Origin of the sequence: Actinotalea lenta, assembly GCF_030586465.1 — a bacterium.
Taxonomy (GTDB): domain Bacteria; phylum Actinomycetota; class Actinomycetes; order Actinomycetales; family Cellulomonadaceae; genus Actinotalea; species Actinotalea lenta.
Genome location: NZ_JAUQYP010000001.1, coordinates 1,976,699 through 2,000,707, shown reverse-complemented (window position 1 = coordinate 2,000,707; position 24,009 = coordinate 1,976,699). Strand labels below are relative to the sequence as shown.

The following is a 24,009-nucleotide window of genomic DNA, read 5'->3' as shown; positions in this document are numbered from 1 at the left end:
GTGGTCGAAACCCAGCCGCGCCGCGTGCAGCCACTGCCGGGTCAGACCCAGACGCCGAGCCAGCGCCGGGTCGGCACCATAGGTCAGGTCCCCGACGCACGGGTGCCGGACGGCGGCCATGTGCACTCGGATCTGGTGGGTCCGACCGGTCTCGAGGCGCACCTCGACCAGGGACGCGGCGGGCACCATCTCCAGGACCCGGTAGTGCGTCACGGACGGCTTGCCGGTGGCCACCACGGCGAACTTCCAGTCGTCGCGCGGATGGCGACCGATCGGGGCGTCGATCGTGCCCTCGGTCGGTTCCGGGTGGCCCTGGACCACTGCGTGGTAGACCTTCTCGACCGTGCGCTCCTTGAACGCGCGCTTGAGCACCCGGTACGCCCGCTCGCTCTTGGCCACGACCATCAGACCCGAGGTGCCGACGTCCAGCCGGTGCACGACGCCCTGGCGCTCGGCGGCACCCGAGGTGGCGACCCGGTGCCCGGCCCCGGCGAGCGCTCCGACGACGGTGGGCCCGGTCCAGCCCGGCGACGGGTGCGCGGCCACGCCTACGGGCTTGTCCACCACGACGACGTCGTCGTCCTCGTGCACGATCCGCATCCCGGGCGCGGGCTCCGGCGGGGCGGTGGAGGCGGGGCCGTCCAGCGCCTCGACGTCCACCTCGAGCCACGCCCCCGCGCGCAGGCGGTCGGACTTGGCCACCGGCCGCCCCTCGAGGAGCACGGCGCCTGCAGCCACGAGCTCGGCGACCCTGCTGCGGGAGACACCCAGCAGACGCGCCAGGCCCACGTCGACGCGCTCACCGGCCAGGCCGTCAGGGACGGGCAGGCTGCGCGCGCTCACCGCTGCGTGTCGGGCGGCTCGGTGACGGAACCGTCGTTCGGTCCGGCACCGCCGCCGGGCTCGTGCGACCCCGCCTCCACCGCCGAACCGTCGCGGGGTGCGCTCTCCTCGGACACGGTCGCGGCGTCCGCCGAACGCCGACCGTCGATGCCGACGCCGATCAGTGTGAGGAGCACGATCATGACGGCCGAAACCACGATGGCGATGTCCGCGACGTTGCCGATGAACCAGTCTCCGTACGCGAGGAAGTCCACCACATGGCCCGTCCCGAAACCCGGAGGTCGTACGAGCCGGTCCACCAGGTTGCCCACCGCACCGCCGAGCAGCAGGCCCAGCGCCACGGCCCACGCGCGAGAGCCCAGGCGGTCGGCGACCCGCACGATCACGACGCTCACGCCCACCGCGGCGATCGTGAAGATCCAGGTCATGCCGCTGGCGAGGCTCAATGCTGCACCGGGGTTCCCGATGAGCTGCAGCGCGAGCAGGTGCCCGAGCAGCGGGGTCCGGACACCCTCGGTCAGGTGCGCCAGGGCCAGGGCCTTGGTCGCTTGGTCGACCGCGAGCACGACTGCGGCCACGACGGCCAGCGCTGCCACGAGGCGGCGACGAGGCGGCACGGTCAGCGACGCTCCTGCTTCGCCTTGCAGGTCACGCAGAACGTGGCTCGCGGGAACGCCTGCAGCCTGGCCTTGCCGATCGCACCGCCGCACGACTCGCAGGTCCCGAAACCCGCCTGCCCCACGCGTTCCAGGGCCCGCACGTTCTGGTCCAGCAGATCCTTGGTGTTGTTGAGCATGGTGAGCTCCTGCTCGCGCTCGAGCGCCGAGCTGCCGGAGTCGGCCTGATCGTCCCCCGCGCCGTCTCCGGAGTACCGCAGGAGGCTGGTCAGCTCCGCGTCCGCCTCCGACAGCTCCACGGTGAGTCGAGAGATCTCCGAGGCCAGGTCGTCCGCGAGGCTCTCGACCTCCTCGACCGTCCACGGGTCCTCGCCGTCACGTACCGGGAACGTGTCCACGATGCCCGCGATCACCGAGCGCGACGGGCGCGCACGACCGGAGGCGCTCACCGGATCCTGGATGGCCATGGGTACTCCCTGCTGACGAAGGTCCCGTGAGAGTAGACCTCGCGGGCAGGACGCACAAAGCACCACACCAGGTCTCCCCGATGTGGTGCGTCGTGCTGTGGGCTCAGCCGCCGAACTGGGCGTCTCCGCCCTGCGGGGAGACCGAGGCGCCGCGCGCCTCGAGGTCGCCGAGCAGGTTCTCGAGGTAGCTCTTCAGCCGGGTGCGGTAGTCGCGCTCGAAGACGCGCAGCTCGTCGATCTTGCGCTCCAGGAGGCTGCGCTCCTGCTCGAGCTGGGCCAGCGTGCGGTTCGACGTCTCCTCGGCCTCACGCACGATGCGCTGCGCCTGGGACTTGGCGTCGCCGATGATGCGGTCGCCCTCCTCCTGACCGGAGCGGACGTAGTCGTCGTGCAGCTTCTGCGCCAGCTGCAGCATGCCGGTGGCCGACTCCGGCTCGCTGAGCCGCGCCTGCGGGGCGGGAGCCGGCTCGGGGGCGGGCTGCACCTCCGCGACGGGGGCGGGCTGCGGCTCGGGCTGCGGCTCGGGCTCGGGGGCGGGCGCGGCCTCGGCGGGCGCCTCACCCCCACGGCTCAGCTCCGCGATCCGACGCTCGGCGGCGGCGAGCTTGCCCTTGAGGTCGTCGTTCTCGGCGTACACCGCCCGCAGGGTGTTCACCACCTCGTCCAGGAAGTCGTCGACCTCGTCCTGGTCGTACCCCTCACGGAACTTCGTCGCCTGGAACTTCTTGTTCAGGACGTCGTCTGCGGTGAGCAGAGCCATCGTGTCACCTCGGTATGTCGTGCGGGCAGACCTGGGCAGTGCGCCGACCGCCAAGGCCACCGTAGCGGACTCAGGGCGCGTCGTGCCTGCTCCTGGGACTCGGGCGTGGCGTGTCTCAGCCGCCCATGTAGCTGAGGAACGTGAGCAGGAAGGAGCACGCCAGCATGACGAGCAGGAAGGCAAGGTCCAGGCGGATCTGGCCGAGGGTGAGGGGCGGGACGACACGCCGCACCGCCTTGAGCGGAGGGTCGGTGATCGTGTACGTCACCTCGGCGATCACCAGGGCGGCACCGCGCGGGCGCCAGTCGCGGGCGAACACCTGCACCCAGTCCAGGACGAGCCGGACGAACATCAGAAGGAAGAAGGCGAGGACTATCCAGTACAGGACCGCCCAGATCACGCTGACCTCGGCCCCTCAGCTCTGGTTGTAGAAGCCGGCGCTCTCCCCGGCCCCGTCCTCACCGGCGATCTCCACGTGCTCGGGAGACAGCAGGAAGACCTTGGTCGTGACGCGCTCGATCGCGCCGTGAAGACCGAAGATCAACCCTGCGGAGAAGTCCACCAACCGCTTGGCGTCGGCGTCCGTCATCTCCGAAAGGTTCATGATTACCGGGGTGCCCGACCGGAACGCCTCACCGATCGCCCGGGCGTCGTTGTACGACCGCGGGTGGATCGTGGTGATGCGCCGCAGGTCCCCCGGCGTGGGCACCGGGCGAGGCACCGGGCGGCGCAGGGGTGTCACGTCGGCGCGGTGCTCCTCCTCGGGCTCCAGGTACTCCTCGACGTACCCCTCGGCAGCGGCCTGCTCGTCCTCGGCGAGGCCGAGGTACAGCATGGTCTTGCGCAACGCTCCGGCCATGGCGGCCTCCACCTTCCCTAGACCCGTCACCCGCTGGTGCGCGTCCGACCCGACTACGGACCTTCCTCACGGTAACCGAGGCGCGGGTGCGCATCGTGTCGACACGCCCGCGTCGCCCTCAGACCAGCCGAACGACACCCGCGATCCGCCCGGAGGGGCGGCCAGGCCCGTGACCACGGTGGGAGAAGAACCGTGGGTCGGTCCGGGTGCACGCCCCCAGGTCGGTGACCGCGACACCGAGGTCTGCGAGCGTGCGCGCAACGGTCCCCGGAAGGTCGAGCGCCGTGGTCCCCCAGCTCGTGGTGGAGGCCGCGCCGGGTACGGCAGCGGTCACGTCGCGCACCATGTCGGGCGGCACCTCGTAGCAGGCTCCGCAGATGGCCGGGCCGATCACGGCGCGCAGGCTCCGCGCTCCCGCGTCCCGCAGCACCCGCACCACTGCCGGCACCACGCCGGCCACCAGGCCGGCGCGACCGGCGTGCGCCACGCCGACGAGGCGCGCCTCCGGGTCCGCCAGCACGACAGGGACACAGTCGGCCGCGAGCACGGCCAGCCCGACCGGCCCCTCGGAGACCATGGCGTCGCACGCCGCCACGTCGTCGCCACCGCGCGACCCCACGCGGTGCACCGTGGCGCCGTGCACCTGACGGCCCCAGGCGAGCGGACCGCCTGCCCAGCCCTCGGCCGCCCTGCGACGCGAGGTCACCGCCTCGGGGTCGTCACCGATACCGAGCCCGAGGTTGCCGAGCCCGACGGTCGAGAAGCCTGCACGTACCCCCGCCCCGAGGTCCACCTCGAGCCAGGGGGCGGTCACTGCGGGTGCTTGAGGAAGTCAGGGAGGTCGAGGTCGTCGGTCGAGCGACGCGGCCGGTCCTCGAACACTCGAGGCACCTCGACGTCCCGGGCGCCGCCCTCGGACAGGAACGGCGGCACATCCGAGTCGCGCTCGCGCGGCTCCTGCGGCCGCGGGACGTCCGTCTCCACCGCAGGCGCCGGCGGCGCCTCCGGCTCCGGCTCCGCCTCGATCACGGCCGGCTGACGACCGGGGCTGACCTGTCCGAGCGCCCTGGCATCCTTGCGAACGGTGGGCGCCCCGCTGTCGAAGCCTGCCGCGATGACGGTGACCCGGACCTCGTCGCCGAGCGCGTCGTCGATCACGGCGCCGAAGATGATGTTGGCCTCGGGGTGCGCAGCCTCCTGCACGAGACGGGCGGCCTCGTTGATCTCGAACAGCCCGAGGTCCGAACCGCCCTGGATCGAGAGCAGCACGCCGTGCGCCCCGTCGATGCTCGCCTCGAGCAGCGGCGATGAGATCGCAAGCTCGGCGGCCTGGACCGAGCGGTCGTCGCCGCGCGCGGAGCCGATGCCCATCAGCGCCGAGCCCGCGCCCTGCATGACCGACTTCACGTCCGCGAAGTCGAGGTTGATCAGACCCGGGGTCGTGATGAGGTCCGTGATCCCCTGGACTCCGGAGAGCAGCACCTGGTCGGCGGAGCGGAAAGCGTCGAGGACCGAGACCGAGCGATCCGAGATCGACAGCAGCCGGTCGTTGGGGATCACGATGAGGGTGTCCACCTCGTCCCGCAGGCCGTCGATCCCGCTCTCGGCCTGGACCGAGCGACGCCGTCCCTCGAACGTGAAGGGGCGGGTCACCACGCCGATGGTCAGCGCCCCCAGGGAGCGGGCGATCTTCGCGACCACCGGCGCGCCACCGGTGCCCGTGCCGCCACCCTCGCCCGCGGTGACGAAGACCATGTCCGCGCCCCGTAGGACGTCCTCGATCTCCTCCGCATGGTCCTCGGCAGCGCGCTTGCCGACCTCCGGGTCGGCGCCGGCGCCCAGCCCTCGGGTGAGCTCACGACCCACGTCGAGCTTCACATCCGCGTCGGACATCAGCAGCGCCTGCGCGTCAGTGTTGATCGCGATGAACTCGACGCCCTTGAGTCCGACCTCGATCATCCGGTTGACGGCGTTGACGCCGCCGCCGCCGATCCCGACCACCTTGATGACGGCCAGGTAGTTCTGGGGAGCTGCCACGGCGTGTCCTCCGAGTCTCACGTTCAGGTTGAACGTTAGAGTTATGTCACGTGCTGTCGACGACGACGCTAGGTTGCCGCGCGCGCCCCGGCAATCACCGAGGGGGCGTGTCGCGCGTGCGCCACGTCACGACCTGGTGATCGGCAGCGTCGGGGCGGAGACGTCGTACACCTTGACGCCCTTCGACGCGGGGGACCCCCGCAACGTCTCCACCACGGCGGCCTTGAGCGCGGACCGGTCGGCGCTCCCCCACTCCACCCTCGACCCGTCCGAGAGCGTGAGGCTCACCGCATCCTGGTTCTTCGCCGAGGCTCCGGTGACCTGGCCCGCGAGGTCGGAGGGCAACGACTGGAGGACGAGCAGCACGGCCTGCATCGCCGCAGGGTCGCCCAGCGGCACCGAGACCACGGGCAGGCCGGACGGTGGATCCGCGCTGCGGCCCACCTGGACGCCGTCGGCGTCCAGCAGGGTGTAGCCCTTCGCGGCGGGCACCGCGGCAACCGGGTCGCGCGCCACGACGGTCGCCACGAGCCCGTGCGGCCACGCGCGGGCGACGGACGCGGCACGCACTCCTGGCACGTCCAGCACCTGGCGCCGCAGGCCCACGGTGTCGAGCCGTGGCAACGGCGTGCCGGCCTGGTGGGTCAGCACCGCGGTGACCGCGGCCACGTCGACCACCGCCCGGTCGCCCCGAACCCGGACCGTGACGTGAGCCGGGTCGAGGGCGAGCACCGGGGACACCAGCAGCAGCCAGGCCAGCGTGGCGGCCACAGCCCCACCCGCCGACCACGCCAGGACACGATCACGCCGGATCCGGCGGCGCATGCGCACCCGCTCGGCGAACCGTGCCGCCGAGCCCGCCGACACCACCACGGGCCGCCGAGGTTGCCAACCCGGCTTGCGCGGCACCACGCCGACGGGTGCATCCTCAGCCGGCTCGGCCCGCGGTACCCGCTCGTCCCGCGGCACAGGCACGTCGTGGACCGGCCGCTGCGGCGCGGGAGGCCGGACCGCGGGCGGCGCCTCCTCGGGCACGGGAACCCGGGGCCGGGGCGGCGGCCTCACGCGGTCCCTCCGACGCCGCCCCGGGCCTCGAGGTCCGCGAGCACGACGGGACCGAGCGCGGTGACGTCCCCCGCCCCCACGGTCAGGACGAGGTCGCCGGGGCGGGCCTGGGCGGCGATCTCGTGCGCGGCCGCCACCCGATCGGGCACGAACCGGGCGGCCTGGCCCATCCGGGCGGTGATCAGCGCACCGGAGACCGTCGGGTCGGGGTCCTCCCGCGCGGCGTACACGTCGGTCACGACCACGGCGTCGGCAGCGGACAGCGCTGCGGCGAACTCCGCGGCGAAGGCTGCGGTCCGCGAGTACAGGTGTGGCTGGAACAGCACCAGGACACGGCCCGCTCCGGCGACCGAGCGCGCGGCGCGCAGGAGCGCCGCGACCTCCGTGGGGTGGTGCGCGTAGTCGTCGACCACACGGACCCCGGACGCCGTCCCGCGCGTCTCGAACCGTCGCCCCGTGCCGCCGAACGCCTCGAGGCCCGCGGCGGCGTCGTCAGGCGACACCCCGAGAAGCCGGCCGACGGTCCACGCCGCCGCCGCGTTGAGGGCGTTGTGCGCACCGGGAACGCCGAGCCGCACCGGCACCGGTACGCCGGACGCCTCGGTGATCGTCGTTCGACCTCCCGAACCCGCAGGTTCCCACGCTCCGACGCGGACGTCCGCGCCGACCCCGGTGCCGTACCTGAGCACGCGTGTCCCGCGCGCCTGCGCCGCGTCGGCGAGCCTGGCCGCGCCGGGATCGTCCGAACAGGCCACCAGGGCCCCCGACACACTCGCGGCGAACTCCGTGAACGCCGCCTCGAACGCCTCGCGGCTCCCATAGTGGTCGAGATGGTCCGGCTCGACGTTGGTGACCACGGCGATCTCCGGGTGGTACGCCAGGAACGAGCCGTCGGACTCGTCCGCCTCGACCACGACCACCTCGCCCCGACCTGCGTGCGCACCTCCCACCGGGTCGCCGGCGCGTCCGGCCACGGTGCCCCCGATCGCCCAGGAGGGATCGAGTCCGGCGTGCTCGAGAAGCACTGCGACCATCGCCGACGTCGTCGTCTTGCCGTGCGCACCTGCCACCGCGACACCCCGGCGACCCCGGAGGAGGGCCGCGAGCGCCACGGACCGGTGCAGCACCGGGATGCCGAGCTCGCGCGCCCGCACGAGCTCGGGGTTGCTGGGCCGGATCGCGCTCGACACCACCACGGTGCCCGCCCCGGTCACCAGTGCCGCGTCGTGCCCGCGGTGCGCATCGACGCCCGCGGCCCGGACGGCGTCGAGCGATCCTGCGCCCGCATCCGAGCCGGAGACCTCCAGGCCGCTCGCGACGAGCAGCGCCGCCACGGCAGACATCCCGGCACCGCCGACCCCGACCAGGTGCACGCGCCCACGGGCCGCGATCGCCGCCAGGTCGTCGCCGGTCACGGTGCGCCCTCCACCGCGGCGAGGACCAGCTCGGTGACCCGCGCCGCCGCGTCCGTCACGCCGACGCCCTGGGCAGCGCGCCGCATGCCGGCCAACCGGCTCGCGTCGCCCAGCAGGGAGATGACGTGCTCACGGACCCAGCTCGGGGTGAGGTCGGCGTCGCGCACCAGCAGCCCTCCACCGGCGGCGACCACGGGAGCTGCGTTGAGCCGCTGCTCGCCGTTGCCCACCGGCAGAGGGACGAACACCGACGGCACCCCCGCCGCGGCCAGCTCCATCACGGTGCCGGCGCCTGCGCGGCACACGGCGAGGTCAGAGACGGCGAGCGCGTCCTGCATCGTGTCCAGGTACTCCATGACGTGGTACCGCTGCGCGTCCCGGACGTCCGACAGTGCAGCGAGCACCGGCTCCGCCTTCCCTGCCCCCGTCAGGTGCAGCACCTGGATGCCGGCGGCCACCAGGTCGCCCGCTGCACCGGCGACCGCGCGGTTCAGGCTCGCGGCGCCGGAGGAGGCACCGGTGACCAGCAAGGTCGGCAGACTCGCGTCGAGCCCCAAGGCGGCCGCGGCCGCGGCCCTGGTCCCCACCGGGTCCCGGTCCAGCGCGGCGACCAGGCCGGCGATCTCCGGCCGGAGCGGCAGCCCGGTCTGCTGCGCGCCGCGCAACGGCGTGCCCGGGAAGGTGACCGCGACGGACCGCGCCCATCGGGCTCCCCACCGGTTCGCCAGGCCCGGGCGGGCGTTCTGCTCGTGGATCACCACCGGGACGCCCGCGCGCCGAGCGGCAAGGTAGGCGGGCGTGGAGACGTAGCCGCCGAAGCCGACGACGACGTCGATCCCGCGGTCGTCGATGACGCCCCGCACGGTCCGCACCGCGGCACGCAGGCGACCCGGCAACCGGAACCAGTCGAGGGTGGGCCGCCGCGGGAGCGGCACCCGAGGGATCTCCACGAGCGGGTAGCCGCGTGCCGGCACCAGGCGGGCCTCGAGCCCGACGGCGGTGCCCAGCACCGTCACGCGCGTGTGCTCGTCGCGTGCGCACAGCTCGTCCGCGACGGCGAGCAGTGGGTTCACGTGGCCCGCCGTACCGCCACCGGCCATGAGGACCTCAACCACGACGGCCTCCCCCGCGCGCTGCGCCGGTGCGCGGGGAGCGAGCCCGCCCGATCACCGCCAACGACCGCTGCACCGCGCCCACCCGGGCGTGCAACGCCTCGGGCGCGCCCGGCTCGCTCCGGGCGAACGACACCACCACGCCCAACGCCACGAGCGTGGTGATGAGCGCAGAGCCTCCGGCCGACACCAGCGGCAGGGGCAGCCCGACCACGGGGAAGACGCCGATCACCACACCGACGTTGATGAGCGCCTGCCCGAGGATCCAGGTCGCGATCCCCGCGGTGCTGATCTGGACGAACGGGTCGGGGTGCCGACGGATCACCCGGACCATCGCGACCGCGAGCACGGCGAACAGCACGATGACCAGCACCGCTCCCAGCAGCCCGAGCTCCTCGCCGATCACGGCGAAGATGAAGTCGTTGTGCGCCTCGGGCAGGCCGGCCCACTTCTGGCGACTCTGCCCCAGGCCCTCACCCGTGAGGCCGCCGGAGGCCAGCGCATAGAGCCCGCGGACCGTCTGGTAGCACTGGTTCATGGCGTCGCAGTGCGGCGAGAAGAGCGCGGTGATGCGGGCCATCCGGTTGCTGGTCTGCGCGAGCTGGACGATGACCACGCCGACGAGCGTGCCCGCGACCACGAACATCCGCAGGGGCACACCGGCGATGAACAGCGCGCCGGCCGCAAGCAGGATGATGATCAAAGCCGTGCCGAGGTCCTTGCCCGCGACGACGAGGCCCACCACGCCCAGGGCACCGACCACGGCCGGCACGAGCACGTGCAGCCACCGGTGCAGCAGGGCGCGCTTGGTGGCCAGCACGCTGCCCAGCCACACCGCCAGCGCGAGCTTGAGGACCTCGGAAGGTTGCATGCGGAAGCCGGCGAGCCCGATCCAGTTCCGGTTCCCGTTCACCGCGATGCCGAGCCCGGTGAACACCAGGAGCTGGAGCAGGACCCCGGCCCCCAGCGCGGGCCAGGCGATCGCACGGTAGAACCGCACCGGGAGCCGGCTGGCCAGCCAGGCGACCGGGAGGCCGATGAGCGCGTACCGGGCCTGGTCCCAGAACACCGCGTACGCGGTCGCGCCCTTGGTCGTGTTGAGGGAGTCGACGGTCGAGCTCGACAGCACCATCACGAGGCCGATGGACAGCAGCAAACCCGTCGCCCCGACCAGCAGGTAGTAGCTCGTGACGGGGCCGTTCCAGGTGCCGGGCGCACGAGGCGTGAGCTCGACGTCCGTCCCGCGGGTCGCCGTCACGAGCCCGGGTGAGTCCCGCGGACCGCCGCCGTGAACGCCTCGCCGCGGTCGGCGTAGGACGCGAACTGGTCCATCGACGCACAGGCGGGGGCGAGCAGCACGGTGTCGCCCGGCCGGGCCAGCCGACGGGCCGCGGTCACGGCACGGGACATCACCGTCCCAGTGTCGGTGGGATCGACGACCTCGACGGGGATTGACGGCGCGTGTCGGGCAAGTGCCTGAGCCAGGGGTGACGCGTCCACGCCGATGAGCACGGCTGCGTGTAGCCGGTCGGACCGCGAGCGCACCAGGTCGTCGAAGGCTGCGCCTTTGGCCAGGCCGCCTGCGACCCACACCACGCTGCCCGGTGCGAACGCCGCGAGCGAGGCCGCCGCGGCGTGCGCGTTGGTGGCCTTGGAGTCGTCGACGAACGCCACACCGTCGAGGCGGCCGACGGGCTCGACGCGGTGCGCACCCGGGAGGTACGCGCGCAGCCCGTCCCCCACGGCCGCCGCCGGCACGTCGTTGGCGCGGGCGAGCGCGGCCGCAGCCAGGGCGTTGGTCACCACGTGCGGCGCCACCCGTCCGTCGGGCCCGGCCAGGTGGGCGAGATCGGCCAGCGTCGCGAGCTCCGCTGCGTGCCCGGCACGCCCAGGGTGCCCGACCGGCAGGTGGAAGGCGCGGTCCACCAGGACGTCGTCGACCACGCCGAGCTGGCCGGGGCCCGGCACCCCGAGAGTCACCCCCACGGCACGAGCGCCGTCTGCCACGTCGGCGTCCCGGACCATCCCCTCGAGCAGCGGGTCGCCGGCATCGTAGACGCAGGCCACCTCGACCCCGTGGTAGATCCGTGCCTTGGCGGCGGCGTACGCCTCGAACGAGCCATGCCAGTCGAGGTGGTCGGCGGCGACGTTGAGGACCGCTGCGGCCCGCGCACGCATCGAGGCGGTGAAGTGCAGCTGGAAGCTGGACAGCTCGACCGCGAGCACGTCGTGCTGCGGCGCGGTGGCCGCCTCGACCACCGGCGTGCCCACGTTGCCGACCGCCGGGGCGTCCAGCCCCGCGGCGCTGCAGATCGCCGCGAGCATCCCGACGGTCGTGGTCTTGCCGTTGGTGCCGGTCACCGCGAGCCAGGGAGCCGGGCCGCCTCCGCGCGCGCGTTCGACGCGAAGCCGCCAGGCGAGCTCGACCTCGCTCCACACCGGCACGCCGCGGCGCCCCGCAGCCACCAGGACAGGTGCGGTGGGGCGCCAACCGGGTGAGGCCACCACCAGGTCGACGCTGTCCAGGTCGACCTCGTCGTCGGCATGCCGGTCCGCGTCCGGGGCACGTGCGTCCAGCGTGATGGCCGACGCACCCCGGGCGAGGACGACGTCACGCACGGCGCGACCGGTGACCCCCAACCCGGCCACCAGGACCCGGGCACCGCGCAGGTCGGTCGGCCCGGGCGGCTCCTCGGGCATCAGCCCGCCACCCACTCGGCGTAGAAGATGCCCACCCCCAGCGCCACGAAGAGCCCTGCGATGAGCCAGAACCGGATGACGATCGTGACCTCGCCCCAGCCGGACAGCTCGAAGTGGTGGTGCAGGGGCGCCATCTTGAACACCCGTTTGCCCGTCAGCTTGAAGAAGCCGATCTGGATGACGTCGCTGAGCACCACGAGCACGAACATCCCGCCGATGATCGCGCCGAGGATCTCCGTGCGGGACAGGATGGTCAGGGCCGCGAGCGCGCCGCCGAGGGCGAGCGACCCGGTGTCGCCCATGAAGATCTTGGCCGGCGACGCGTTCCACCACAGGAAGCCGAACAGCGACCCGGTGATGGCCGCGGCCACGATCGCCAGGTCGAGCGGGTCGCGTGCCTCGTAGCAGCGTGGGCCGGCGGTGAACAGGTGCTGGCAGGACTGGTTGTTCTGCCAGATCCCCACCACGACGTAGGCGCCGAACACGATGAGCGACACCCCGGTCGCGAGCCCGTCGAGCCCGTCCGTGAGGTTCACGGCGTTGGACCAGGCCGTGATGAGGAAGTTGGCCCAGATCACGAACAGGATCAGCCCGATCGTGGCGCCCTTGAACGCCAGGTCGAGGTTGGTGTCCCGGATGAAGGAGAGGTGCGTCGAGGCGGGCGTGCGGAAGTTCTCGTTCGGGAACTGCAGGACCAGCACGGAGAAGGCGATGCCCACCACGCCCTGGCCCACGACCTTCCAGCCGGCCCGCAGACCCAGGCTGCGCTGCCGGGAGATCTTGATGTAGTCGTCCAGGAAGCCCACCACGCCGAGCCCGGTCATGAGGAACAGGGCGAGCACCGACGACGCGGTCGGCTCGGAGCCGGTGAGCAGCTTGGCACCGAAGTACCCGAGCAGCGTCGCGGCGATGATGACGACGCCGCCCATCGTGGGTGTGCCGCGCTTGGTGAAGTGCGCCGTGGGTCCGTCCTGCCGGATGAACTGCCCGTACTGCCGGCGCACCAGCCACCGGATGAACAGCGGCGTGCCGAGCAGCGCGATGACCATCGCCAGGCCGCCGGAGATGAGCAGGGCCCTCACGGGTGCACCACCCCCGCGCGCAGGTCCGCCGCCAGCTGCGCCAGCTCGGGGTCCGAACCGGCCACCAGGACCACGTCCCCGTCGGTCAGCTCGTCGGCGAGCCATGCGCGTGCCTCGGCCGCATCCGGCACGACGATCGACTCGGCGTCCCAGGAGCCCTCCTGGTAGGCACCGGTGTACACGGCCCGGGCAGGGTTCCCGACCGCGACGAGGCGCTGGACGTCCAGGCGCACCGCGAGGCGCCCGAGCGCGTCGAGCTCGGTGACGCTCGCCGGCCCGGCGGGTGCGCCCACGACCGCGACGCGGCGACGCTGGACGGCGGTGCGTCGCAGCGTCCGCATCGCCGTGGTGAGGTCGGCGAGGCTGGGCGTCCCGGTGACGTCGAGGACGGTGATCGACCCGACGTCCACGGGGTCGTCGACCGCGACCGGCGGCTCGGCGAGCAGCGCGGCCGGGTCGACCGGCCCACGCCTGCCCTCGGCGTGCACGGCGCGGTAGACGTCCCGGTCGTTGTAGCGGTGGAACACTCCCGCGACCTCCTGGGTCGGCTCGTGCCCCTTGCCCGTGACGATCACGGTGTCCCGCGGTCCGGCGAGCAACGTCCCGACCCGCAGCGCCCGGGAGCGCGGAGCGACCTCGTACACGTCGTGCAGGTCCGGCCGCACCTGACGCACCCCGTCCAGGATCGCCGCGCGGATGGTCTCGGGGGGTTCCGAGCGTGGGTTCTCGTCGGTGACGACCACGACGTCGGCGAGCTCCGCGGCGATCCGACCCATGATCGGACGCTTGCCCCGGTCGCGGTCACCGTCCGAGCCCAGGACGATGACCAGCCTCCCGGGTGTGATGGGACGCACCGCCTCGAGCGCGAGCACCAGGGCGTCCGGCGTGTGCGCGTAGTCCACCAGGCACAGCGGCCAGCCCTCGGTGCGCTCGACGACACGCTCCATGCGCCCCGGGATGGCGGTCGCCGCGGCGACGCCGGCTGCCGCGTCCGCCAGGGGGACGCCCGCCCGGTGTGCGAGGACGATCGCAACGGCCGCGTTCGAGACGTTGACCATGCCCGGCAACGGGCTGTGCGCCCTCAGCTCGACCCCGTCCGGGCCGCTGAGCGTGAAGGACGACCCGACGCCGTCGAGCCCGACGTCAGCGTCACTCACCCGCCAGTCGGCGCCGTCGAGCCCCACCGCGTCCTCGCGGGTGGCCACGGTGTCGACCGGGATGCGGGCCTCGGCGGCGAGCCGGGCACCCCAGGCGTCGTCCACGCACACCACTGCCCGGGCGGCGCGCTCGGGCGCGAACAGCCGAGCCTTGTCGGCGAAGTAGCCCTCCATGTCGCCGTGGAAGTCCAGGTGGTCGCGCTGCAGGTTGGTGAAGCCGGCCACGTCCACCCGCAGGCCTGCGACGCGGTCCAGCGCGAGGGCGTGCGAGGAGACCTCCATCGCGCACGCCGTGACCTGCCGCTCACGCATCAGCGCGAACAGGGCGTGCAGCACCGGCGCCTCCACGGTGGTGCGCGGGCTCTCGATGGACTCCTCGCCCACTCGCAGCTCGACCGTCCCGATGACCGCGGTGCGCACGTGCTGACGGCGCAGCGCCGCCTCGACGAAGTAGGTGGTGGTGGTCTTGCCGTTGGTCCCGGTCACGCCGACCGACACGACGTCGCGCGCGGGCTCGCCGTACAGGCGAGCGGCCACCTCGCCGACCAACGGTCGCAGGGGCCGGTCCGTCACGAGTGCCGGGACGTCCACGCCGGCAGCCCGCAGCCTCGCGGCACCGGTCGGGTCGGTGAGCACCGCGACCGCACCGGCGGCCACCGCAGCGGCCGCGTAGTCGGCACCGTGCGCCTTGAGGCCCGGCACGGCGGCGAAGAGGTCGCCGGGCTGCACGTCGGCCGAGCCCACCGCCATCCCGGAGACCTCGGCATCCCGGTCGACGGTGCACCCGACCCACGCGGCGATCTCGGTCAGCCTGCGCGTCGGTCGTCGTGCGGGACGCATCCGGCCCTGGGGGGACGTCACGGGGCGAATCTACCTGGCGCGGGGAGTGCGCCCGCTCGCGACCTGCGCAGCACGGGGCCGGTCACCAGGTCGTCGGGAACAGATCGGCGGGCATTCCGCTCGGGGGGACTCCCAGGTACTGCAGGGCGTAGCCGGCGACCGTGCTGAACACCGGCGCGGCAGCCGTACCCCCGTAGATCGTGCTGCGCGGGTGGTAGAGCGTGACGTTCACCACGATGCGCGGGTCGTCGGCCGGGGCGATGCCGATGAACGATGCGACGGTCTTGGTCACGCCGCCGGGCTCGAACGCCTGCGAGGTCCCGGTCTTGCCCGCGATCCGGTAACCGGGGACCTCGGCCTTGCCCCCCGTGCCGTCCTCGACCGCACTCTCCAGCATGCGGACCAGGGTGTCGGCCGTGTGCTGGGAGACCACCCGCGTCGGCGTGTCGAGGGGCACGGGCTGCATCGTCCCGTCGGCGTCCTCGACGGACTTGACGACGTGCGGCTGGACGCGGACGCCGTGGTTGGCGATGGTCGCGAAGACCTGGGTGGCCTGGAGCGTGGTGACCGACACCGCCTGCCCGAACAGGATCGTGTAGGGCGAACGACCGTCACCCTTCCACTGCGGGTCGTCGAGGGTGTGCAGCAGACCCGCCGACTCCCCAGGCAGGCCGGACCCCGTCGTGCGTCCGAACCCGAACTTGGCGAGGTAGTCGAGTCGCACCTGGGGCGGGATGTTCTGGCCGACCATCACGGTGCCGGCGTTCGACGACTCGGCGAGGATGCCGTTGAGGGTCAGGTGCAGGTCACCGTGCTGGTGCGAGTCGTGGAACACCTCGCCGTTGGGCACCTGGTAGGCGTACGGCACGGTGAACTGCGAGGTCGGTGTCGCGATCCCGCGCTCGAGGATCGCGGACATCGTGATCACCTTGGCCGTCGACCCGGGCTCGTACACCTTGGCCGCGGCCCGGCTGGGATCGGCGTTGGCCGGGTGGTTGGGATCGATCGAGCCCGAGTCCGCCAGCGCGAGGATCTCCCCGGTGCGCACGTCGACCACCTCGGCCGTGCCCCACTCGGAGCCGGTCTCCCTGACGCGCTTGTCGAGCGCCGACTGCGCCACGTACTGCAGGTCGCGGTCGATGGTCAGCTGCACGTCGCGGCCGGGGACGGCCGGCACGACGTCGTCGGTGCCGCCCGGGATCCGCTGCCCCTTGGCGCCCTGCTCGTAGGTCTCCTTGCCGGGCTTGCCCGACAGCACCGAGTTGTAGGTCTGCTCGAGCCCGGCGAGCCCCGTCCCGTCGGTCCCGACGAAGCCGAGCAGGCTCCCGGCGGTGCTCCCCGACGGGTAGACCCGTTGCGTGGTGCGCTCGCCCCAGATCCCGTCGATCCCGAGCGACATGACCTCGTGGTAGACGTCGGGGGCCACATCCTTGGCGAGGTACACGAACGTGGTGTCCCGCACCAGCGTCGCGCCGAGCTCGGGCGCCGTGGTGCCGAGCAGCGGGGCCAGCAGCTCGGCGGCCTTGGCCGCCGAGTCCTGGGGCTTCCAGCTCGCGACCTGGCGCGGGTTCGCGTCGATGTTGTACCGCTCGACGGAGCTCGCCAGGACGATGTCGTGCGCATCGAGGATCCGACCCCGGTCGCCGGGGATGGTCACGGTGTGCAGCCGGCTGGCGAGCGCCTTGGCGGCGACGGGCGAGGCGTCCAGGCCCTGCACGTAGGCCAGCCGGACCACGAAGCCCGCGAGGACCAGGAGCACTCCCCCGAGCAGGACGGCGTGCCGCCGTCCCGGCCCGAGAGGTGGACCGCCCGGGCCGCCTGCGCCGCGTCGGGTGGGCGTACCCGCGGGCGGTCGGCGACGCACGGTGCCGGTGGAGCGACCCGCTGCCCGTTGCGGAGCACGGGCGCGCACGCGCGGCGCGGTCATCCCCGACCGGCCGGGGTCGGGGTGCCGAGCACCGCACCGTCCGACAACCGCAGGTACCCGCCCGTGGTCGACGGGACCATGCCGAGCGCCTGGGCACGCCGGGCGAGCTCGGCGGGTGCGGCCGCCTGGTCCAGCTGCGTGACCAGCTCCTGCTGGCGCTGGGCCGCCTGGGCCAGCCGGGTCGCCAACCCGTAGCGCTCGTACTCGCCCTGCGCCATCGCGGTGTTGAGCAGCAGCACCCCGAGCAGGGACGCGGCCAGCACCACCATGCAGAGCACCACGAAGGGCACCCGGGTGCGGGCCCGGTGCGGCGCCGGCACGACACGCAGCCGCGGCCGTGGCGGCGCCGGAGCCGGACGCGGGACCGGACGTGCAGGGGCCCGGACGGCCGCGGACTGCGCGGCGCTCATGCGGCCCACCTCGCCGTCACGGTGCGCAGGTGGTCCGGCGTGCGTCGGGTGCGGCGCGCGGCGCGCAGGCGCACCGACGACGAGCGCGGGTTCGCCGCCGTCTCGGTCTGCGTCGCGGTCTCGGCACCTCGGGTGAGCAGCTCGAGGTAGGGGCGGTGGGTCTCCGGCTCCACCGGCAGGCCTGCGGGAGCGCTGGAGTTCGCGCCCCGCGCGAGCGCGCGCTTGACCAGGCGGTCCTCGAGCGAGTGGTACGCGAGCACGACGATCCTGCCGTCCACGTCGAGCGTCTCGATCGCGGCCGGCAGGGCGCGCTCGAGCACCTCGAGCTCGGCGTTGACGGCGATCCGCAGGGCCTGGAAGGTCCGCTTGGCCGGGTGGCCGCCCGTGGCGCGGGCCGCTGCGGGGATCGCCGCACGGACCAGGTCCACCAGCTGCCCGGTGCGGGTCAGCGGTGCGGCGGCGCGCGCGGCCACGACCCGCGCCGCGATGCGCGCCGCGAACCGCTCCTCGCCGTACTGCCGCAGGATCCTGGCGAGCTCGCGCTCGTCCACGGTGGCCAGCAGCTCCGCGGCGCTCGGGCCGGTCGTCGCGTCCATCCGCATGTCCAGGGGCGCGTCCTGGGCGTAGGCGAAGCCGCGCTCTGGTTCGTCGAGCTGGAGCGAGGAGACGCCGAGGTCGGCGAGCAGGCCCTGGACGGGCGCTCCGACGACGTCGGCAGCCACGTCGAGGACCTCGTCGTACACCGCGTGCACAGCAGTGAACCGGGCCCCGAACCGTGCCAGGCGGTGCGAGGCCAGCTCGATCGCCTGCGGGTCTCGGTCGAGCCCCACCACGCGAAGGTGCGGGAGGCGCTCGAGCAGCGCCTCCGAGTGCCCACCCATGCCCAGGGTCATGTCGACGAGCACCGCATCGGGTGCCACCAGAGCCGGTGACAGGAGCTCGACGCACCGGTCGAGCAGCACGGGCACGTGCCGCTGGTCCATCTGCTCTCCTGCGGGTGGGTGGGGCGGTTGGCGGTCGGGTGGCCCTCCTCCACCCGACCAGGACTCCCTCCGCTGTCCCTCTGGCGTCGGGGAAGTACGCCAGAGCGGGCGGGGAGAGACCTCGTCGTGCGGCCTCGGGCCGGCCATCACTCACAGGGCACCGGGGAACACCTCCTCGCTGGTCTCGGAGTAGGTGTCGACCTGCTCGGCCAGGTAGGCCTCCCATGCGGCTGCGTCCCAGATCTCGGCACGCGCCCCGGTCCCGATCACCGCGACGTCCCTGGTGAGCCCGGCGTAGCTGCGCAGCTCGGCCGGGATGTTGAGCCGGCCCTGCTTGTCCGGGACGTCGTCGTGCGCGCCGGACAGCAGCACGCGCAGGTAGTCGCGCGCCTGCTTGTTCGACACCGGGGCGGACTGGGCCCGTTCGTGCAGCCGTTGGAACTCGGTCAGCGGGAAGACGTACAGGCAGCGCTCCTGGCCACGGGTGAGCACGAGTCCCTCGGCCAGCTGGGCCCGGAACTTCGCCGGCAGGATCAGCCGACCCTTGTCGTCCAGCCTGGGGGTGTAGGTGCCGAGGAAGAAGCCCACGAGCCCCTCCTCCCCCGGTCCCCGGAGAAGGCCCACCCTCCTCCCGGTGGCCCCACGGTACTCCACTTTGCTCCACTGACAAGGCCCCCACGCGCCTCCGGTCGGGTGATTGGAAACAATCATGCAGGTCACTGCGGTGGAGCGAAGTGGAGGGTCTAGCCACGCCCGACCACGCGCGGTCTCACGCCGCCTGCCCACCATGCGGCGCCGTACGCGAGCGAGCCGTCCAGCCGCGAGGCGAGGAGGCGTGGTCGACGCCGAGCGGGCGCCAGGTGGAGCGAGATGGGGGTGTCGGCCGAACGCGGAGCCGCCAGCGCACGAGCGCCCGGTCACGTAGGCTCAGGCCAGCGAGGGAAAGGACACGATGGTCCACGCACTTCCCGCGTCCGACGAGATCGCGGACCTGGCCGAGACGGCGGCACGGATCCGGGCCGGCATGGAGACCGTGATCACCGGCCGCCCCGACCTGGTCCGGCACACCGTCGCGGTCCTGCTCGCCGAGGGGCACCTCCTCATCGAAGACGTGCCCGGGGTGGGCAAGACCACCCTGGCCAAGGCGCTGGCGCACGCGATCGACGGGACGGTCGGACGCATCCAGTTCACCCCTGACCTGCTGCCGAGCGACCTGACCGGCGTGAGTGTCTACCGGCAGGCCGACCAGCAGTTCGAGTTCCGGCCGGGCCCGGTGTTCGCCAACGTCGTGATCGGCGACGAGATCAACCGCGCCTCACCCAAGACGCAGTCGGCCCTGCTGGAGTGCATGCAGGAGGCGCAGGTCACGGTCGACGGCGTCAGCCACCCGCTCCCCCGACCCTTCCTCGTCATCGCCACGCAGAACCCTGTCGAGATGGAGGGCACGTACGCGCTGCCCGAGGCGCAGCGGGACCGTTTCATGGCCCGGCTGCACGTCGGCTACCCGTCCGCCGCAGCGGAGCTGGAGATGCTCGAGCGCCAGGAGGATGCCGACCCGCTGGGCGACCTGCGGCCCGTCACGACCAGCTCCCACCTTCAGCACCTGACCGCCGTGGTGCGGCGCCTGCATGCCTCCGCGCCCGTCAAGCAGTATGTCGTGGCGCTCGCCTCGGCCACCCGGTCGGATCCGATGCTACGGCTGGGGGCCTCACCCCGCGCCGCCATCCAGCTCCTGCGCGGGGCGAAGGCGATCGCCGCGATGAGCGGACGCGACCACGTGCTGCCCGACGACGTCCAGGAGCTCGCCGTCCCGGTGCTCGCCCACCGGCTGCTGCCCAGCACGGACGCGCGGTTGTCCGGTCGCACGGTCGCGGAGACCGTGCAGTCGGTCGTGGCGGCCACCCCCGTCCCCGCCGGCGCCGCGGCCCACCGTCCCGGGCGTCGCGCGACCGGGTGAGCACACCGCGGGACCGCCCCGGGCCGGGCGGAGCGGCAGCCGGGCTCAGCGCCCGGCTCCGCACGCTGCGGCCCACCGGTCGAGGCTCGGTGCTCGCGGTCAGCGGGGTCGCTCTGGCCGCGCTCGGCGTGGGGATCGGGGTACCAGCCCTCGTGCAGGCCGGACTGCTCGCGGTGCTCGCCGTGCTCGCGGGGGCCGCGACCGTGGTCGCGGACGTCGCGGGACCGCACCGTCGCGCCCTGCGGGTGACCCGCACGGTGCACCCTCACCCCGTGACCGTCGACGAGACGGCGACGGTCACCATCGAGGTGACCGGGCGCGCGGGCCTGGACAGGGCACGGCTGAGCGAGCGGGCGGCCCGCGAGCTGAGCGGCGGGCGACCACTGCGCGCCAAGGTCACCCGCTCGGCCAACCGCGTCCAGCTGCGGTACTCGATCACCCCGGCGCGCCGCGGGCGGTGGTCTGCCGGCCCGTTGCAGATCCACCTGCGGGACGTGCTGGGCACGGTGCGGTGGTCGGGTGAGCTCGGCAGCACGCGCCAGGTCGCCGTGCGGCCACGGGTCACGCCGCTGCACTCCGCCGGCGGCAGCGCCTCCTTGGACACCCGGGCGGCGCTCGGCTCACGTAGCCCGTCGCCGGACGACACGGCGCTCCGCGACTACCGTCCCGGGGACGATCCCCGCCGGGTGCACTGGCGGTCCACCGCGCGGCGCGGCGAGCTGGTGGTGCGCCAGGACGAGCGCGCCGGTCGGCGGCCCGCGACCGTGCTGCTCGACCTGCCCGCCCAGGACGAACCGCTCGAGTGGACCATCGCCGCCGGAGTGTCGGTAGCGATCTCCCTCCTCGAGTCCGGCCACCGCGTACGGATGCTCGCCGGCGCGCGCCTCCCCGACCGGCACCGCAGCGACGAGCTCGCCGCTGAGGCCATGCTGGACCAGGCCGTCGACCTCGTCGCCGCGCCGGACCCGGTCACCGGGCGCCGGTGGTTGCTCGCCGCCATCGGTGACCTCACCGCACGAGGCGCGGGCTCGGAGCTCGTCGTGGCGATCCTCGGCGCGTCGGATCCCTATGCGCAGGCCGATCTCGCCCGGATCGCGGCGGTGCACGACGCCTGGGCGATGGTGCGCACGGGTGACGAGACCACGCTGCCCGAGGAGCGCACGCTGCAGGCCCTGCGGCGCGCAGGCTGGACGGCGAGCCTCGCCAGGACCGGGGAGCCGGTCCGCACGGCGTGGCAGCGGCTACGCGCCACCGGCGACCTGGCGCTGGGGGCGCACCGATGAGGTTCCCCGCGCCGCTCCAGGGCCCCGTAGCAGGCCACCGGGTCTGGCTGGGCGCGCTCGTGCTGCTGGTCGCCGTACGTGCCGGGCTCGGCACCCTGGGAGTACTGCTCGCGCCGGGGCCGTGGCTGACGGCCGCGACTGTCGCGGCCGCCGTGGTGCTCGGTGTCGCGGCGCTGATCCGCGCGTTCGGCGCGTCCGAGTGGGCGCCCGCCGCCGCGCTCGGCACGGCCGCCCTGGTGGTTGCGGTGGGCTACGGCGCCGCCGGCGACGGACCGGGCATCCCTGGCCTCGGCACGCCCGGCCGGCTGGCCGATCTCGTCGGCACCGGGATCACGTCCATCAACGAGGGTCAGATCCCGGTGCACGCGGATCGGGGCCTCGAGCTCATCGTGGTCGCCGCGACCGCGCTGGTGGCCGTCGTGCTCGACGGCCTCGCGCTGGCCATGCGGATGGCGGGGCTGGCGGGGGCGGTCCTGGCGTCGTTGTGGGCCCCCACCCTGGTGTTCGAGCACCCGCCCTCCACGGCGAGCCTCCTCGTGGGGGCGACGTGCTGGCTCCTCCTGCTCTGGCTGACCCGGGCCACCCGAGGCCCGGAACGCGGCCTGTGGCGGGAAGCACCGACGGCGCTCGCCCTCACGGCGACCGTGGCGGTCGGCGCCGTGCTCGTCGGACCGCTCGCCTCCGCTCTGCCCGGCTACGGGACCGTGCGGCTGCCCGCGACGTGGGGGCCCGGCATCGGCGGGGCGCCGAACAGCCTGAGTCTGTCCGACAACCTCAACCTGCGCTCCGACCTCGGCGCCCAGCCTGGCAGCGTCGTGCTGCGCTACACGACGGACCTCTCCCGAGTCGGCCCGTTGCGCACGGCGACACTGATGTCCTTCGACGGCCAGCGGTGGCACCCGGCCCCTGCAGGCGACGTGCGGCCCGCCTCGGGTCTGCTGTGGCCGGACAGCACCAGCGCCGCGCCGGACGGGACGGTGCAGGTCTCCCTGGTGCGGCTCGACCAGGCGAACCTGCCCATCACCACCGACCCGCGCGAGCTGTCGATCGGCGGTGCCTGGAGCTACGACCCGGCGCGCGACGAGGTGGTGGGCAGCACGCACCCAGGCATGAGCTACCAGCTCACCGTCTGGCCGCGCGACCTCAGCGCCGAGTCGTTGCGAGCCGACCACGCCGCGCAGCTGCCTTCCGGTGCTCCCGAGCTCGCGGTGCCGGACACGCCCTTCGCCGGTCGGATCGCCGACCTGGCCCGTCAGGTCGTCGGTGACGCCCCCACCGCCTACGACCAGGCGATGGCGCTGCAGTCGTACTTCCGGGCCTCGGACTTCCGCTACGAGACCAACCTGCCGCCGGCCCAGACGTCCGACCCGCTGTGGGACTTCCTCACAGCTCGCGCCGGGTACTGCGTGCAGTACGCCACTGCGATGGCGATCATGGCGCGGGACCTCGGCATCCCGGCTCGCGTCGGGATCGGGTTCCTCCCCGGCAACCGTGCTGCGGACGGGACCATCACCGTGACCGGCGACCGCGCTCACGCGTGGCCCGAGCTGTGGTTCGCCGGGGCCGGGTGGGTGCGGTTCGAGCCAACCCCTGCGGTCCAGACCGGTGCCCCGCCCAGCTATGCCGACCCGCTGTCGACCTCCGTCCAGCCGACCGATCCCGGCAACCTCGTGCCCTCCGGCGCACCGTCCCAGGGCACCGCGCCCAGCACGGCCCCGCGGACCGGCACGGCAACACCCGGGACGGTGCGGACGCCGCGGTCCGCACTCCTGCCATGGACCCTGGTCGCGGTCGCGCTGGCCGGCGCGGCGGCGGCGATCGCGCTGCGGCGCCGCCGGCGTGGCAGCCCGACACGATGGGGACCCGAGGAGGCGTGGCTGCGGCTACGCAGCGAGGTCGCGCGGTGGGGAGTGGACTGGACCGACGCCAGCACCCCACGGCAGGTGGCCGTGCTGCTGCACGCCGCACTGCCCGCCACGGATCAGGCGACCCCTGTCAGCGACGCGCACGGAGCCGTCGACCGGATCGTGGCGGCGCTCGAGGCGCACCGCTACGCGCCCGCTCCGGACCCCGTGAACCCGGCGGAGCTGGCGACCTGGGTCAGGACGATCAGCGTCGCACTCAGCGCTGCTCGCCGCGCCGACGCTCCCAGCGCTCCTCGAAGCGGCTGAGCATGCCCTGCTTCTTGGGGGCCGCCGGCCGCGGGGATGCACCCGACGGGGCACGGGACCCGCGTCGTGGCGCGGAGAACATCAGCAGGACGGCGCCGAACATCACCGCGAACCCGAGGATGCCCAGCACCGGCAGTGGAGCGGCCGCACCCCCGATCAACATGCCGAGACCCGCAACACCGGCCAGCGCGGCGAGCACCCACCGGCGCACCGGACTCCCGCCACGCCCGTACAGGGTCGAGGCGAGCTTCGGGTCGTCCGAGCGCAGCTGGCGCTCCATCTGCTCAAGCACGCGCTGCTCGTACTCGGACAGAGGCATCGCTA

Annotated in this window: 23 protein-coding genes; 3 read left to right on the top strand and 20 right to left on the bottom strand. The window is 73.6% G+C overall.

Translation table 11 applies throughout. The annotated features are described in order from the left end of the window. From Q6348_RS09540 to mraZ, 19 genes are all read right to left on the bottom strand, one after another. Positions 1 to 843, bottom strand: an 843-nt coding sequence (locus Q6348_RS09540; RefSeq protein ID WP_304601060.1) for an RluA family pseudouridine synthase, incomplete at its 3' end; no start/stop codon positions are given. Further along, positions 840 to 1,460: a signal peptidase II gene (gene lspA / locus Q6348_RS09535; RefSeq protein WP_350339658.1), complete on the bottom strand. Its 621-nt coding sequence runs from the start codon at positions 1,458 to 1,460 to the stop codon at positions 840 to 842. The genes lspA and Q6348_RS09540, both read right to left, overlap by 4 nt. Before the next feature lie 2 nt (positions 1,461 to 1,462). After that, entirely contained in the window at positions 1,463 to 1,927 is a 465-nt protein-coding gene (locus Q6348_RS09530; protein WP_304601059.1) for a TraR/DksA family transcriptional regulator, read from the bottom strand. Positions 1,928 to 2,030: 103 nt separating this feature from the next. Further along, entirely contained in the window at positions 2,031 to 2,687 is a 657-nt protein-coding gene (locus tag Q6348_RS09525) for a DivIVA domain-containing protein (RefSeq protein WP_304601058.1), read from the bottom strand. A gap of 115 nt (positions 2,688 to 2,802) precedes the next feature. Next, a complete protein-coding gene (locus tag Q6348_RS09520; RefSeq protein WP_304601057.1) occupies positions 2,803 to 3,087 on the bottom strand; it encodes a YggT family protein in 285 nt (94 codons plus the stop codon). Between the two features lie 15 nt (positions 3,088 to 3,102). Then, positions 3,103 to 3,546 carry a cell division protein SepF gene (locus Q6348_RS09515; protein ID WP_304601056.1) on the bottom strand — a complete coding sequence of 148 codons (444 nt, stop codon included), beginning with the start codon at positions 3,544 to 3,546 and terminating at the stop codon, positions 3,103 to 3,105. A gap of 118 nt (positions 3,547 to 3,664) precedes the next feature. After that, positions 3,665 to 4,360, bottom strand: a complete 696-nt coding sequence (locus Q6348_RS09510; protein ID WP_304601055.1) for a purine nucleoside phosphorylase YfiH/LACC1 family protein — start codon at positions 4,358 to 4,360, stop codon at positions 3,665 to 3,667. Further along, on the bottom strand, positions 4,357 to 5,583 hold the full coding sequence (gene ftsZ, locus Q6348_RS09505; protein ID WP_304601054.1) for a cell division protein FtsZ: 1,227 nt from the start codon (positions 5,581 to 5,583) through the stop codon (positions 4,357 to 4,359). Before ftsZ ends, Q6348_RS09510 begins: the two co-directional genes overlap by 4 nt. A 126-nt stretch (positions 5,584 to 5,709) precedes the next feature. Beyond that, the gene (locus tag Q6348_RS09500) at positions 5,710 to 6,558 is read right to left on the bottom strand and encodes a cell division protein FtsQ/DivIB (RefSeq protein WP_304601053.1); all 849 of its coding nucleotides are present in this window, start codon (positions 6,556 to 6,558) and stop codon (positions 5,710 to 5,712) included. Between the two features lie 86 nt (positions 6,559 to 6,644). Continuing rightward, entirely contained in the window at positions 6,645 to 8,063 is a 1,419-nt protein-coding gene (gene murC / locus Q6348_RS09495) for a UDP-N-acetylmuramate--L-alanine ligase (protein ID WP_304601052.1), read from the bottom strand. Beyond that, positions 8,060 to 9,163, bottom strand: a complete 1,104-nt coding sequence (gene murG / locus Q6348_RS09490; RefSeq protein WP_304601952.1) for an undecaprenyldiphospho-muramoylpentapeptide beta-N-acetylglucosaminyltransferase — start codon at positions 9,161 to 9,163, stop codon at positions 8,060 to 8,062. The genes murC and murG overlap by 4 nt, the downstream gene beginning before the upstream one ends. Before the next feature lie 7 nt (positions 9,164 to 9,170). Beyond that, positions 9,171 to 10,433 (bottom strand): putative lipid II flippase FtsW, encoded by a 1,263-nt coding sequence (ftsW, locus tag Q6348_RS09485; protein WP_304601051.1) that lies wholly within the window; start codon positions 10,431 to 10,433, stop codon positions 9,171 to 9,173. Next, positions 10,430 to 11,875 (bottom strand): UDP-N-acetylmuramoyl-L-alanine--D-glutamate ligase, encoded by a 1,446-nt coding sequence (gene murD / locus Q6348_RS09480; protein ID WP_304601050.1) that lies wholly within the window; start codon positions 11,873 to 11,875, stop codon positions 10,430 to 10,432. Before murD ends, ftsW begins: the two co-directional genes overlap by 4 nt. Next, positions 11,875 to 12,957 carry a phospho-N-acetylmuramoyl-pentapeptide-transferase gene (gene mraY, locus Q6348_RS09475; RefSeq protein WP_304601049.1) on the bottom strand — a complete coding sequence of 361 codons (1,083 nt, stop codon included), beginning with the start codon at positions 12,955 to 12,957 and terminating at the stop codon, positions 11,875 to 11,877. Before mraY ends, murD begins: the two co-directional genes overlap by 1 nt. Further along, positions 12,954 to 14,975: a UDP-N-acetylmuramoyl-L-alanyl-D-glutamate--2,6-diaminopimelate ligase gene (locus Q6348_RS09470; RefSeq protein WP_350339656.1), complete on the bottom strand. Its 2,022-nt coding sequence runs from the start codon at positions 14,973 to 14,975 to the stop codon at positions 12,954 to 12,956. Before Q6348_RS09470 ends, mraY begins: the two co-directional genes overlap by 4 nt. A 61-nt stretch (positions 14,976 to 15,036) precedes the next feature. Next, positions 15,037 to 16,713, bottom strand: coding sequence for a peptidoglycan D,D-transpeptidase FtsI family protein (locus Q6348_RS09465; RefSeq protein WP_304601048.1), 1,677 nt, complete (start codon positions 16,711 to 16,713; stop codon positions 15,037 to 15,039). Positions 16,714 to 16,877: 164 nt separating this feature from the next. Next, positions 16,878 to 17,291, bottom strand: coding sequence for a cell division protein FtsL (gene ftsL, locus Q6348_RS09460; protein ID WP_304601047.1), 414 nt, complete (start codon positions 17,289 to 17,291; stop codon positions 16,878 to 16,880). Next, positions 17,288 to 18,274, bottom strand: coding sequence for a 16S rRNA (cytosine(1402)-N(4))-methyltransferase RsmH (rsmH, locus tag Q6348_RS09455; RefSeq protein WP_304601046.1), 987 nt, complete (start codon positions 18,272 to 18,274; stop codon positions 17,288 to 17,290). Before rsmH ends, ftsL begins: the two co-directional genes overlap by 4 nt. A gap of 150 nt (positions 18,275 to 18,424) precedes the next feature. Then, positions 18,425 to 18,862: a division/cell wall cluster transcriptional repressor MraZ gene (mraZ, locus tag Q6348_RS09450; RefSeq protein WP_304601045.1), complete on the bottom strand. Its 438-nt coding sequence runs from the start codon at positions 18,860 to 18,862 to the stop codon at positions 18,425 to 18,427. A gap of 364 nt (positions 18,863 to 19,226) precedes the next feature. On the opposite strand from mraZ, the gene Q6348_RS09445 reads away from it, so the two are divergent. From Q6348_RS09445 to Q6348_RS09435, 3 genes are read left to right on the top strand one after another with little or no spacing between them, the layout of a single operon-like run. Continuing rightward, positions 19,227 to 20,231 carry an AAA family ATPase gene (locus tag Q6348_RS09445; RefSeq protein WP_304601044.1) on the top strand — a complete coding sequence of 335 codons (1,005 nt, stop codon included), beginning with the start codon at positions 19,227 to 19,229 and terminating at the stop codon, positions 20,229 to 20,231. Next, positions 20,228 to 21,514 (top strand): DUF58 domain-containing protein, encoded by a 1,287-nt coding sequence (locus Q6348_RS09440; protein ID WP_304601043.1) that lies wholly within the window; start codon positions 20,228 to 20,230, stop codon positions 21,512 to 21,514. Before Q6348_RS09445 ends, Q6348_RS09440 begins: the two co-directional genes overlap by 4 nt. Beyond that, the gene (locus Q6348_RS09435) at positions 21,511 to 23,685 is read left to right on the top strand and encodes a transglutaminase TgpA family protein (RefSeq protein ID WP_304601042.1); all 2,175 of its coding nucleotides are present in this window, start codon (positions 21,511 to 21,513) and stop codon (positions 23,683 to 23,685) included. The genes Q6348_RS09440 and Q6348_RS09435 overlap by 4 nt, the downstream gene beginning before the upstream one ends. Here the strand turns inward: Q6348_RS09435 and Q6348_RS09430 are convergent. Then, positions 23,636 to 24,004 carry an SCO2097 family morphological protein gene (locus Q6348_RS09430; RefSeq protein ID WP_304601041.1) on the bottom strand — a complete coding sequence of 123 codons (369 nt, stop codon included), beginning with the start codon at positions 24,002 to 24,004 and terminating at the stop codon, positions 23,636 to 23,638. The genes Q6348_RS09435 and Q6348_RS09430 overlap by 50 nt on opposite strands. Between the last annotated feature and the right edge of the window lie 5 nt (positions 24,005 to 24,009).

Excerpts from the sequence above, each read along its gene's own strand:
- Q6348_RS09530 (WP_304601059.1), bottom strand. The coding sequence starts at position 1,927 with ATGGCCATCCAGGATCCGGTGAGCGCCTCCGGTCGTGCGCGCCCGTCG.
- Q6348_RS09515 (WP_304601056.1), bottom strand. The coding sequence starts at position 3,546 with ATGGCCGGAGCGTTGCGCAAGACCATGCTGTACCTCGGCCTCGCCGAG.
- Q6348_RS09435 (WP_304601042.1), top strand. The coding sequence starts at position 21,511 with ATGAGGTTCCCCGCGCCGCTCCAGGGCCCCGTAGCAGGCCACCGGGTC.
- rsmH (WP_304601046.1), bottom strand. The coding sequence starts at position 18,274 with ATGGACCAGCGGCACGTGCCCGTGCTGCTCGACCGGTGCGTCGAGCTC.
- ftsL (WP_304601047.1), bottom strand. The coding sequence starts at position 17,291 with ATGAGCGCCGCGCAGTCCGCGGCCGTCCGGGCCCCTGCACGTCCGGTC.
- murD (WP_304601050.1), bottom strand. The coding sequence starts at position 11,875 with ATGCCCGAGGAGCCGCCCGGGCCGACCGACCTGCGCGGTGCCCGGGTC.
- Q6348_RS09445 (WP_304601044.1), top strand. The coding sequence starts at position 19,227 with ATGGTCCACGCACTTCCCGCGTCCGACGAGATCGCGGACCTGGCCGAG.
- Q6348_RS09430 (WP_304601041.1), bottom strand. The coding sequence starts at position 24,004 with ATGCCTCTGTCCGAGTACGAGCAGCGCGTGCTTGAGCAGATGGAGCGC.
- Q6348_RS09525 (WP_304601058.1), bottom strand. The coding sequence starts at position 2,687 with ATGGCTCTGCTCACCGCAGACGACGTCCTGAACAAGAAGTTCCAGGCG.
- murG (WP_304601952.1), bottom strand. The coding sequence starts at position 9,163 with ATGGCCGGTGGCGGTACGGCGGGCCACGTGAACCCACTGCTCGCCGTC.